10 protein-coding genes are annotated in these 12,145 nt (G+C 66.8%); 6 read left to right on the top strand and 4 right to left on the bottom strand.

Features of this window, described 5'->3' with window-relative positions; genetic code table 11:
* Positions 1-15 precede the first annotated feature (15 nt).
* Positions 16-774, top strand: a complete 759-nt coding sequence (locus tag H4P35_RS09650) for a Crp/Fnr family transcriptional regulator (protein ID WP_152384016.1) — start codon at positions 16-18, stop codon at positions 772-774.
* Here H4P35_RS09650 and H4P35_RS09645 read toward each other — a convergent pair.
* Entirely contained in the window at positions 771-1,616 is an 846-nt protein-coding gene (locus H4P35_RS09645; protein WP_226848763.1) for an SUMF1/EgtB/PvdO family nonheme iron enzyme, read from the bottom strand. The genes H4P35_RS09650 and H4P35_RS09645 overlap by 4 nt on opposite strands.
* Positions 1,617-1,727: 111 nt before the next feature.
* Entirely contained in the window at positions 1,728-4,013 is a 2,286-nt protein-coding gene (locus H4P35_RS09640) for a nitric-oxide reductase large subunit (protein ID WP_226848761.1), read from the bottom strand.
* A 212-nt stretch (positions 4,014-4,225) separates the two neighbouring features.
* On the opposite strand from H4P35_RS09640, the gene H4P35_RS09635 reads away from it, so the two are divergent.
* Positions 4,226-4,936, top strand: coding sequence for an aspartate/glutamate racemase family protein (locus tag H4P35_RS09635; RefSeq protein WP_226848759.1), 711 nt, complete (start codon positions 4,226-4,228; stop codon positions 4,934-4,936).
* Between the two features lie 6 nt (positions 4,937-4,942).
* Here H4P35_RS09635 and H4P35_RS09630 read toward each other — a convergent pair whose 3' ends face one another.
* Positions 4,943-5,653: a Crp/Fnr family transcriptional regulator gene (locus tag H4P35_RS09630; protein ID WP_226848757.1), complete on the bottom strand. Its 711-nt coding sequence runs from the start codon at positions 5,651-5,653 to the stop codon at positions 4,943-4,945.
* Between the two features lie 160 nt (positions 5,654-5,813).
* Here H4P35_RS09630 and H4P35_RS09625 point away from each other — a divergent pair, with 160 nt between their 5' ends.
* Together H4P35_RS09625 and H4P35_RS09620 are read left to right on the top strand one after the other, a co-directional pair.
* Positions 5,814-7,469: an acyl-CoA synthetase gene (locus H4P35_RS09625; protein ID WP_226848755.1), complete on the top strand. Its 1,656-nt coding sequence runs from the start codon at positions 5,814-5,816 to the stop codon at positions 7,467-7,469.
* A gap of 35 nt (positions 7,470-7,504) precedes the next feature.
* Entirely contained in the window at positions 7,505-9,274 is a 1,770-nt protein-coding gene (locus tag H4P35_RS09620) for an acyl-CoA dehydrogenase (protein ID WP_226848753.1), read from the top strand.
* Positions 9,275-9,306: 32 nt separating this feature from the next.
* Here H4P35_RS09620 and H4P35_RS09615 read toward each other — a convergent pair whose 3' ends face one another.
* A complete protein-coding gene (locus tag H4P35_RS09615) occupies positions 9,307-10,203 on the bottom strand; it encodes a LysR substrate-binding domain-containing protein (RefSeq protein WP_056316078.1) in 897 nt (298 codons plus the stop codon).
* 124 nt (positions 10,204-10,327) lie between these two features.
* Here H4P35_RS09615 and H4P35_RS09610 point away from each other — a divergent pair, with 124 nt between their 5' ends.
* Both H4P35_RS09610 and H4P35_RS09605 read left to right on the top strand, forming a co-directional pair.
* Entirely contained in the window at positions 10,328-11,077 is a 750-nt protein-coding gene (locus H4P35_RS09610) for an SDR family NAD(P)-dependent oxidoreductase (protein WP_226848752.1), read from the top strand.
* A 37-nt stretch (positions 11,078-11,114) separates the two neighbouring features.
* Positions 11,115-12,104: a TRAP transporter substrate-binding protein gene (locus H4P35_RS09605; RefSeq protein ID WP_226848751.1), complete on the top strand. Its 990-nt coding sequence runs from the start codon at positions 11,115-11,117 to the stop codon at positions 12,102-12,104.
* The last annotated feature ends 41 nt before the right edge of the window (positions 12,105-12,145 follow it).

Here is a 12,145-nt window from a genome sequence, read left to right as displayed (position 1 = left end):
CACACGCGGACCGCCATGCCATCGCCTTTATGCCATGCCCTGCTGCGCAACCTGGATCTGTTCAGGCCCTTGTCCGATGCGCAGCTAGACACCGCGCTTAACGACGCCGTTCCCTGCCGCCTTGAAGCCGGCGAAGCCGCTTACCGGCAAGGCGCCGAAGGCGCCCATTTCTTCGTGTTGCTGCACGGTTGCCTCAAGGTCACCCAAATTACATCGGAAGGCGATCAAGTTGTCGTGAGATATGTCAATCCGGGCGATATGTTTGGCCTGGCTTGCGCGATGCGGCAGTCCTGTTACCCGGCCAGCGTATTGGCCGTGCAGGAAAGCGTGTGCCTGGCGTGGCCGGCGTCGGCCTGGGAAGGCTTCATGGGCAGCCATCCGCAACTGGGCGCGATTGCGCTGCAGACCATGGGACAACGGCTGCAGGATGCGCACCTGCGCATCCAGGAACTGTCCACCGACGAAGTCGAACAGCGCGTGGCGCGCGCCATCCTGCGGCTGGTGCAGCAATCCGGGCAGCCCACGCACGACGGCATCGGCATCAGCTTTCCGATCACGCGGCAGGACGTCGCCGAAATGACCGGCACCACGCTGCACACCGTCAGCCGGCTGCTCAGCGACTGGAAGCAGCGCGGCATCGTCAGCAGCGGCCGCAAGCGCATCGTGCTTCGCTCGCCCGCCGCCCTGGCCAGCCTGTCGCAGAACGCGCAGCCGGCCATGGACTGCGCATCGTGCCTGTCTTGCCGCAACGGGTCACCAGCAACAGGCCACTAGCCCTCTTCCAATACCAGCCGCATCCCCAGGTTCGCGGGCGGCACGCCGACCGAACACGCGCCGTTCTTGGGATCGCGGATGAAATCAGGCAGGTACGCAATATGCCGTCCGGCCGCGACGCGTATGCCGCAATTGCGGCTCAGGTCCGCGTCTTCGGCAGCGTCTGGCGCCGCGTCCAGCACGCGGCGCGAGTGGCAGTCGGACGTCCAGTCCCACACGCTGCCCGCCATGTCCTTCAGGCCGGCCGCGTTGGCGCCGTACTGGCCAAACGGCCGCACGTCGATGTCGGCGCCCTGCTTGCCGCGGCGGCTTTCCTGTTCGTATTCCGCCAGCCACCGCTGCGCGGGGTCGTTGGGCGCCTGACCGTTGTCTTGCAAGGCGGCAGGCGGCGCTTCTTCGCGATAGGCCTCGCCGGCCGCGTAGATCCATTCGGCGTAGCGTGGCAAGCGATAGCGCTGGCCGGTCGAGCCCGATAGCCACGCGGCGTAGGCCGTCGCGTCGGACCAGCTGATGCCGGTGGCGGGCAGATCGGCAGACGCGTCCTTGCGGTGCGCCGCGTCCAGCGGTTTGCAGGCGCCGGCGGCCACGCACGCCGCGTATTCGGCCTGGCTGACCTGCCGCGTCATGATGGCGACGCCGCGCGGGTGGCGGGTGGTGACCGGTGCGGGGGTGACGGGATAGCCATTGCGCAGCGCCTCGCCGGGGGGCTGATGCGTGACCTCGCCAGGCGGTAGCCGCGTAAGGTCAGGCAACGCAAAGCGGGCCCGGTCTGCGGGCCCGCAAGCGATCAACAACAATGTCATGGCGCCGGCAATGGTTGCGGCAATGGGCAGGAAGCGCATGCGGAGTTTCTCCGAAGCGCCTGCGCCAGGCCGGCGCAGGCTTTGCTTCCATTGGACCGGGAGGTCCCCTTCGCAACGTTGCGCTGGCGCAAAGTCGCGCAGGTGCGCAGGTCAGCCGCGTGCCGCCTTGGGCGTCAGGCGCGGTTCGACCAGCGCGGGCTTGCTGCTGAGAAGGCCCAGGATCACTTGCATGACCATGGCCAGCGCGCCCAGCAGGAACACGACGTCACCGAACGTGCGGCCCCAGCGCAAGGTCTTGAGCAGGTCCTGCTGCATGAAGGCTTCGCTGCGGGCGTACCACATGCCTTCGCTGACGCTGGCATGGAACTGGATCAGGCCCACGGGCAACAGGCTGGTGAAGATCATCAGGGCCAGACCGATGTTCATGCCCCAGAACGCCAGCTTCATCAGGCCCGGATTCAACGCGTACTGCGGACGGATGTAGCGCAGGACCAGCAGCGTGAAGCCAAGCGCCAGGAAGCCGTACACCCCGAACAGCGCGGCGTGCGCGTGCACCGGCGTGGTGTTCAGACCCTGGATGTAGTACAGCGAGATGGGCGGGTTGATCATGAAGCCGAAGACGCCGGCGCCCAGCATGTTCCAGAAGGCCACGGCCACGAAGCACATCAGCGGCCACTTCAGGTTGTCCATCCAGGCGGCGCGGGTCTTCAGGCGCCAGTTTTCCCAGGCTTCATAGCCCAGCACGATCAGCGGCACCACTTCCAGCGCCGAGAAGCTGGCGCCCACCGCCATCACAGGCGTGGTGGTGCCCGCGAAATACAGGTGGTGGAACGTGCCGGGGATGCCACCCAGCATGAACAGCGAGGCCGAAGCCAGGCTGGCTGTCGTTGCCATGCGGCGCGACACGAGCCCCAGCGTGGAGAAGATGAACGCGAGCGCGGTGGTGGCGAACACTTCGAAGAAGCCTTCGACCCACAGGTGGACGATCCACCAGCGCCAGTACTCCATGACGGTCAGGTGCGTGCGTTCGCCGTAGAAAAAGCCCGCGCCGTAGAAGAGTCCAATGGCGCCGACCGATGCCGTCAGAAGCGCCAGCAGGTTCTTGTCGCCGCCCGGCGTGCGCAGCGCGGGCACGATGCCGCGCAGCATCAGCACCAGCCAGAAGCAGATGCCCGCAAACTTGCCGATCTGCCACAGGCGGCCCAGGTCGACGTATTCATAGCCTTGATGGCCCAGCCAGAAGTTCAGCTCGGGCGGCATGATCTGTGCAATGGCCAGGTAGTTGCCGGTAAACGAGCCGACCACGACCAGCACCAGCGCCCAGAACAGGATGTCCACGCCGACCTTCTGGAACTTGGGATCGCGACCGCCGTTGATCAGCGGCGCCAGGAACAGGCCGGCGGCCAGGAACCCGGTTGCGATCCAGAACAGGGCGCTCTGGATGTGCCAGGTGCGCACCAGCGAATACGGGAACCACTGAGAGACGTCGATGCCATAGAACTTCTGCCCTTCCACGGTGTAGTGCGCGGTGAACCCGCCCAGCAGCACCTGGAATCCGAACAGCGCCACGACCAGGAACAGGTACTTGCCCAGCGCGCGCTGCGAGGGCGTCAGGGCGAAGGTGGTCAGCGGATCGCGGGCGGGCGGTTGCGGTTCGCCTTCTTCCTGGCCGCGCAGGAACGCCCACGCCCAGACCAGGAAGCCGATGCCTGCCAGCAGCACGACGACGCTGATGATGGACCACATGACGTTTTCAGCGCTGGGCTGGTTGCCGATCAGCGGTTCATGCGGCCAGTTGTTGGTGTACGTGACCGGCTTGCCTTCGCGTTCGGTTGCCGCGGCCCAGGCCGTCCAGAAGAAAAAGTGCGTCAGCTGCTGGCGGCGCGTGGCGTCCGGCAGCGTGTTTTCCTTCATGGCGAAGCTCTCGCGGCTGCCTTGCAGGGCCGGCGCATCGGAGAACAACTGGTCGTAATAGGCCGCCGTCTGCTCGATGGCCTTGGCGCGGCGCGGCGTGATGGTCAGCGTGTCGGTCGCGGCGTCGCTGCGATTGGCGCGGTACTCGGCCTTGAGCGTTTCGCGCAGCGCGGCCTGCTGCGGTTTGGACAGGTCGGCGTAGGCCTGGCCGTGCTCGTCGCGCGCGGCCAGGTCCAGCCAGGCCATCAGCTCGCGGTGCAGCCAGTCGGCCGTCCAGTCGGGCGCCTGGTAGGCGCCGTGGCCCCAGATCGAACCGAGCTGCATGCCGCCCACGGACTGCCAGGCGGTCTGCCCATCCAGGATGTCTTCGCGCCCGAACAGCGCACGGCCGTCGGACGTCACCACATGCCCGGGAATCGGCGGCGCCTGGCGGTAGACCTCGCCGCCGTAAAACCCGAGCAGTGCAAATGTGATCGCCACCACGGCGATCAACGTGAACCATAATTTCCGATACGGACCCATGATGGGAACGCCCTCCTGTGTTGCGGTTGGTTGGGTACGTGTCCTCATGCGAAATCCGTGCCAGAAAAAAACCACGAAGAATCAACAGGTTGAATTCTTTGTGGTGTTTTTTACTATCGCGATTGCGGGTATAAACAACCCCTGCATGGTGAATTTGACCCTGATTCGACCGCCATCTGGTCGATTGGACCCTTACAGAAGGAATCGCCTGGATGAACGCCACGCCGCTGCACATTGGCATCGTCGCCTGCTCCGCCGAAGGCGCCGCGCTTTGCTACCGCACTCTGTGCGCCGACGGCGCGCAGCGCATGGGCCCGCATGCGCATCCCGAGATCTCGCTGCACACGCATTCGCTGGCAGACTACGTCGCCTGCCTGGATGCCCGCGACCTGGACGGCGTGGCCGCCCTGATGCTTTCGTCGGCCAGCAAGCTGGCCCGCGCGGGCGCCGACTTTCTGATCTGCCCGGACAACACCATCCATCAGGCGCTTGGCGGCGTCGTGACGGACTCGCCGCGCCCGTGGCTGCACATCGCCCAGGAAGTCGCCACCGTGGCGGCGGCGCGCGGCTACCGGCGCGTGGGCATCCTGGGCACCCACTGGCTGGTGGACAGCGACGTCTACCCCGCTGCCTTCAGTGCCCGCGGCCTGGCGTATGCGCGGCCGGGACAGGACGACCGCCGGCTGCTGGGCCGCATCATCATGGACGAGCTGGTCTATGGCGTCTTCGAGCCGGCCTCGGTGTCCCGGCTGCAAGGCATCGTCCAACGAATGAAGGACGACGGATGCGACGCAGTCGTGCTGGGCTGCACCGAACTGCCGCTGGTGCTGAACGACGGCAACTGCGTCCTGCCGACGCTGGACTCGACCCGCGTGCTGGCGCGCGCCGCGCTGGACCATGCGCTGGGCGGCCTGGCCGCCTGACGGCGGTCAGATCTGATCCAGCCCGTACTGGCGCAAGCGCGACAGGTCCAGCACCTTGATCTGGTTGTAGGCGAGCGCCAGGATGCCCTGGTCGGCCAGCGTCTGCAGCGCCTGGTTGACCCGCTGGCGCGACAGCCCCGTCAGGTAACCCAGTTCTTCCTGCGAAATCGCCAGCGTCAGATCGGTGGACGGATACAGCTGCGGGTTGAACAGCTGCGCCAGCGATTGCGCCACGCGCGCGTCGGCATCCAGCAAACGGTGGTTCTGGATGGACGCGATGAACTCGCCCATGCGGTCATTCAACTGGCCGATGACAAAGTGCGAAAACGGCAGGCTGGCCGACAGCAGCGCGTGGAATGTCGCGGTGGGCACCATCATCACCAGCGACGGCTGGATGGCCACGACATCGTATTTGCGCAGCTCGCGCTTGATGACGCTGCCCTCGCCGAACCAGCCGCCCGGCGGCACGCCCGAGAACGTGCAACTGCGGCCGGATTCGTTATAGATGGCCAGCTTGAGCAGTCCTTGGCTGACGCCCAGCCAGTAGTCCGACGGCGCGTTGCGCCGCGCAATCCATGCGCCGCTGGCCACGTGTTCCGCGCGCGAGGTCGCCAGCACCAGCGCCTGGTGCCGAGCATCCAGCGCCCCGAACCACGTACAGGCGCGAAACAGCGCCGGCAGTTCGTCGGCAAAAACTGTGTTTGAAACATCGGACATGGGAAGAACCGTGTAAAACTTGAGGAATGCGCAACCGGCCGGGGGTCTGTCATGCAGGCGACAGACGCCATTTTCCAGCCGGCCATAAGCTAGGGCAAGCGACGGGGACCAACACCCCGCGGACTTGATAAGGGGTCAACCCGCCCCATTGGAGACAAGCATGACCGGCATGTTCGATCACGGCCTTGAACGCCGCGAGGCCAACTACGAAGCCCTGACCCCCGTGGATTTCATTGCCCGGGCGGCGCAAGTCTATGGCCAGCGGCTGGCCATCGTCCACGGCAAGGTCCGCCGGACCTGGGCGCAGACCTATGAACGCGCCCAGCGCCTGGCCGGCGCCCTGGCCCAGGCCGGCATCCAGCGCGGCGAAACGGTCGCCGTCATGCTGCCCAACATTCCCGCCATGGTCGAGGCGCACTTTGGCGTGCCCATGCTGGGCGCCGTGCTGAATACCCTGAACACCCGCCTGGACGCGCCCAGCGTGCTGTTCATGCTGGGCCACGGCGAAGCCCGGGCGCTGATCGTCGACACCGAATACGCCGACGTCGCCCAGCGCGCCCGCGCCGAATTCCCGCACCTGAAGATCATTTCGGTGCACGACCTGGAAAGCGCTCCCGCCACGCTGCCGGGCGCCACCGACTACGAGGACTTCCTGGCGGCCGCGCCCGCCACCTACGACTGGAAACCGCCCGCCGACGAATGGGACGCCATCGCGCTGAACTACACGTCCGGCACCACGGGCGATCCGAAGGGCGTGGTCTACCACTACCGCGGCGCCTACCTGAACGCGGTCAGCAACATCCTCGAATGGGACATGCCCAAGCATCCCGTCTACCTGTGGACGCTGCCGCTCTTTCATTGCAATGGCTGGTGCTTCGCCTGGACCATCGCGGCGCGCGCGGGCGTGAACGTCTGCCTGCGCAAGTTCGACCCGAAGACGGTGTTCGACCTGATCCGCGACGAAGGCGTCACGCACTACTGCGGCGCGCCCATCGTGCAGAGCGCGCTGGCCAACGCCCCGGCCGAGCTGCGCGCCGGCATCACCCACACCGTGCGCACCATGGTGGCGGGCGCCGCGCCCGCGCCGGCCGTGATCGACAAGATGCGCGAGATCGGCTTTGAACTCACCCACGTGTACGGCCTGACCGAAGTCTATGGACCCGCCGCGGTCTGCGCCCACCAGGACGCGTGGGACGCGCTGGACCCCGAGCGCCGCGCGTTGCTGACCGCCCGCCAGGGCGTGCGCTATCACCTGCAGGCCGGCGTCTCGGTGCGCGACCCCGACACCATGCAGGAGGTGCCGGCCGACGAACAGACCATCGGCGAAGTCATGTTCCGCGGCAACATCTGCATGAAGGGCTACCTGAAGAACGCCCGCGCGACCGATGACGCCTTTGCCGGCGGCTGGTTCCACACCGGCGACCTGGGCGTGATGACAGCCGACGGCTACGTCCGCATCAAGGACCGCAGCAAGGACATCATCATCTCGGGCGGCGAGAACATCTCCAGCATCGAGGTCGAGGACGCGCTCTACCGGCATCCCGCCGTGGCGGCCGTGGCCGTCGTGGCGATGCCGGATCCAAAATGGGGCGAGACGCCCTGCGCCTTCGTCGAGCTCAAGCCCGGCTGCACCGCCACCGCCGAGGAAATCATCGCGCACTGCAAGCTGCTGTTGTCGGGCTTCAAGGTGCCGCGCGCGGTGCGCTTCGGTGAACTGCCCAAGACCTCCACCGGCAAGATCCAGAAATTCGAGCTGCGCGCCGCCGTCGGCGCCACGTCCGCCATCGACGTGGCCGACCCCGGCAAGCCCGCCTGATCCGCTAATTCCATAAAACCAGGAGCGCCTACGCCATGACGTACCAAGCCCCCGTGAAAGACATGCTGTTCGTGTTGAACCATCTGGCTGGCCTGCCGCAGGTGGCCGCCCTGCCCGGTTTCGAGGAGGCCACGCCCGACACCGCCCAGGCCGTGCTGGAAGAATCCGCCCACTTCGCCGCGCAAGTGCTGGCGCCGCTGAACCATCCGGCCGACCGCGAACCCAGCGCCTGGCACGACGGTGCGGTGACCACCGCCCCGGGGTTCAAAGAGGCCTTTCGCCAATACGCCGACGCCGGCTGGCAAGGCCTGGCCCACCCCGCCGAATACGGCGGCCAGGGGCTGCCCGGCCTGATCGGCTCGCCGTGCTCTGAAATGCTGAACGCCGCCAACCTGTCGTTCGCGCTGTGCCCGCTCTTGACCAACGGCGCCATCGAGGCCCTGATGACGGCCGGCTCGCCCGAATTGCGCGAGCGCTTCATCGGCCCCATGATTTCCGGCCAATGGACCGGCACCATGAACCTGACCGAGCCCCAGGCCGGTTCGGACCTGGCCATGATCCGCACGCGCGCCCAGCCGATGGGCGACGGCACGTACCGCCTGTCCGGCACCAAGATCTTCATCACCTACGGCGAGCACGACCTGGCCGAGAACATCCTGCATCTGGTCCTGGCCCGCCTGCCGGACGCGCCCGACGGCGTGAAGGGCATTTCGCTCTTCCTGGTGCCCAAGTTCCTGGTCAACGAAGACGGCTCTTTGGGTGCGCGCAACGACGTGGCCTGCGTGTCCATCGAACACAAGCTGGGCATCAAGGCCAGCCCCACCTGCACGCTTCAGTTCGGCGACGGCGGCGGCGCGCTGGGCTACCTGGTCGGCCAGGAGAACCGCGGCCTGGACGCCATGTTCATCATGATGAACGCCGCGCGTTATGCCGTCGGCGTGCAAGGCATCGCCATCGCCGACCGCGCCTACCAGCATGCGGTGGCGTACGCCGCCGACCGCGTGCAGAGCCGCCCCGTGGACGGATCGTCGCGCGAGGCCGTGCCCATCATCCAGCATCCGGACGTGCGCCGCATGCTGGGCACCATGCGCGCCCTGACCGAAGCCGGCCGCGCGCTGGCCTACGTCACTGCGGGCCATGCAGACCTGGCGCATGCCAGCCCGGATGCGGACGAGCGCAAGCGCCACCTGGCAATCCAGGAATTCCTGGTGCCGATCGTCAAGGGCTGGTGCACCGAAATGTCGATCGACGTGGCCAGCCTGGGCGTGCAGGTGCACGGCGGCATGGGCTTCATCGAAGAGACCGGCGCGGCGCAGTACTACCGCGACGCGCGCATCCTGACCATCTATGAAGGCACGACCGCCATCCAGGCCAACGACCTGGTCGGCCGCAAGACGCTGCGCGACGGCGGCGCCGTGGCGCGCGCCCTGCTGGACGCGGTCCGCCAGACCGAGGCCGATCTGCAAGCCCGCAACGAGCCCGCCGCCGCCCGCATGCTCAAGCCGCTGCGCGAGGCCCGCGAAGCGCTGGCCAGCGCGGTCGAGTTCATGCTTGCCAACGCGGCCGGCAATCCCAACGCGGTCTTTGGTGCGGCGGTGCCCTACCTGCTACTGGCGGGCACGACCTTCGCCGGCTGGCAGATGGCCCGCGCACTGCTGGCCAGCCTGGACCTGCAGGCCGAAGACCCGGCCTTCCACAACGCCAAGATCGCCACCGCGCAATGCTTTGCCCTGCACAAGCTGACGCAGGCGCCGGGCCTGGCGGCGGTGGTGCTGGGCACGGCGGAGTACGAGGTTCAGCCGTAACACGCCCCCCGGGGCCGGCCCGCGGGCCGGTCCTATCGTTTCATCACGGTGGCGGCAGCTTCGGCGTGGAGCCACGCAAGAAAGGCCTCCACTGACGGCCGCTTGGCGTGCCTCGCCGGGTAGACGACGAAGTGCGCCTTCACCGCGATGGCCTTGGCCATCCCGAAGATCGGCTGCAGGCTTCCCTGGGCCAGATGCATGCCCGCGATGGTGGCGCTTTCCAGCGCCACGCCCAATCCTTGCGCCGCGGCATCCAGCGACATCTGCGCGCGGTCAAAGCGGATGGTGAAGTGATCCGGCGCGCGCTTCTCCGAATAGCGTCCAAACCAGTCGGACCACTGGATGACGCTGACGTTGCTCTGGATCAGCGGCACGTCCAGCAATTGGTCGATGCGCTTGATCCCGTGTTCCCGAATGAACGCCGCGCTGGCCAGCGGCAGTATCCGCTCTTCGAACAACGGTTCCACCACCACATCGTCCCAATGCGGCACGCCATAGCGGATGTCGATGTCGGACTGGCCCAGCGCGAAATCGCTGTGCGAATGCGCCGCCGACAGGTTCAGCGCCACGTGCGGATGCGCCTCGGCAAAACGCCTGAGCCGCGGCATCAGCCACAGACTCGCAATGCTGGGGGCGGAATGCACATACAGGCTGTTGCTGACGCCCTGGCGCAGGTCTTCCGTGGCTGACGTGATCGCCGCCAGCGCCCCGCCGATACGCACCAGATATTGCTCGCCCGCGCTGCTCAGGCGCACCCCGTGCGCGCTGCGCTCGAACAGGCGCACGCCCAGGTCCGATTCCAGCCTTGAAATCTGGTGGCTGACCGCCGACGCGGTCAGATGCAGTTCGGTCGCGGCGATGGCAAAGCTGCGCCGGCGCGCGACGGCCTCGAAGGCCAGCAGATTGACAATGGGCGGCAGCGCAGGCATGGGGGTTGACCCTGACTTCAGATGACGATTCGTCATCTTAGACTGATGACACATCGTTTGTCTTAATGCTAGGCGGCGTCCAGAATTGTCCGCACATATTCCAACAAGGACAGGAGGACGACAGATGCTGCTCAAGGACAAGGTCGCCGTGATTTCCGGCGGCGCAGGGATCAACGGACTGGGGTTCGCCACTGCGCGGCAGATGGCCGCGCAAGGCGCGCGCGTGGTGATCCTGGATCTGGCGCGCGCCGAGCCCGCCAGCGCGGCCGCCCGGCTGGGCGACGGACATCTGGGACTGTTCGCGGACGTGACCGACAAGGCTGCCTGCGTGGCGGCCATCGAACAGGCGCTCAAGGCGTTCGGCAGGATCGACGTCCTGGTGAACAACGCCGGCATCACGCAGCCGGTCAAGACGCTGGAGATCACCGGCGCGGACTACGACCGCATCCTGGACGTCAGCCTGCGCGGCACGCTTTACCTGTCGCAAGCGGTGCTGCCCGCCATGCAGGCGCAGCGCAACGGGTCCATCGTGTGCATCTCGTCGGTGTCGGCGCAGCGGGGCGGCGGCATCTTCGGCGGCCCCCACTACTCCGCCGCGAAGGCGGGTGTGCTGGGTCTGGCGCGCGCCATGGCGCGCGAATTCGGCGGCGACGGCATCCGGGTCAACTGCATCACGCCCGGCCTCATCGAGACCGACATCACGCAAGGCAAGCTGTCCGCCGAGCGCAAGGCCGACATCGAAGGCACCATCCCGCTGGCGCGCCTGGGCCGCGCGGATGACGTGGCGGGCGCGTGCGTGTTCCTGGCAAGCGACCTGTCCGCTTACTGCACGGGCATCACGCTGGACGTCAACGGAGGCATGTTGATTCACTGATCCGCAGGACCCCATAAAAAACAGGAGGAGACACATCATGAAAAACAGAACCTGGCGGTACGTAAGCCTTGCCCTGGCCGCCGCCACCTTGCTGCCGATCACGGCGCATGCGCAGAATCTGAAGCTGACCCTTGGCCATGGCGCGGCCGTGGGCAATCCCCGGCACGAGGCGTCGGTGAAGTTTGCCGAAGTGCTTAAGGCAAAGACGGGCGGACGCATCGAGGTCCAGGTCGCGCCGTCCGCGCAACTGGGCGACGACGCCGCGATGGTCACCGCGCTGCGCACGGGCGCGCTGGATATGAGCGCCAATTCGCAAGGCGCCGTTGCCGCCGCCGTGCCGGAGTACGCGGCGTTCGGCATGCCGTTCCTGTTCCCGGACGCCAAGGCAGCCTTCAAGCTGCTGGATGGGCCGCTGGGCAAGGAGCTGGCCGAGAAGTCGGCCGCCAAGAATCTGATCCTGCTCGGCACGTGGGACAACGGCATCCGCCAGATGACCAACAGCAAGCACCCCATCAACAAGGTCGAGGACATGAAGGGCCTGAAGATGCGGGTGCCGCCCGACGCAACCCTGGTCGACATCATGAACGCCCTGGGCGCGCAGGCGCAGCAGATCAAGTTTGCCGAACTGTACGTGGCGCTGCAGCAGGGTGTGGTGGACGGCCAGGAGAACCCGCTGGTGAACTTCGAGGCCAGCAAGCTGTATGAAGTGCAGAAGCACCTGGCCATGACCAACCACCAGTTCCAGATGACGCCCTTCCTGATGAGCAAGCGCACCTGGGATCGCCTGAGCGAAGCCGACCGCAAGGCCGTGCGCGAGGCGGCGGACGAAGCGTCTGCCCTGCAGCGCAAGCTGAGCCAGGACGCCGACACCCGGCTGCTGGCCGAGTTGAAGGCCAAGGGCGTGCAGGTCACCACGCCCGACACCGCCCCCTTCGCCAAGGCCACTTCGTCCGTCGACGACAAATGGCTGGCCGGTCCCATCGGCCCCTATGTGAAGAAGGTCCTGGCCGCCGCGCGCGGCAACTGATACGTCCTTCGGCCGCCGCCGCGCCCGCCTTCGCGCCGGGC

The organism is Achromobacter sp. 77 (assembly GCF_020541125.1).
Taxonomy (GTDB): domain Bacteria; phylum Pseudomonadota; class Gammaproteobacteria; order Burkholderiales; family Burkholderiaceae_B; genus Achromobacter; species Achromobacter mucicolens.
This window is presented reverse-complemented; position numbering and strand designations above follow the sequence as displayed.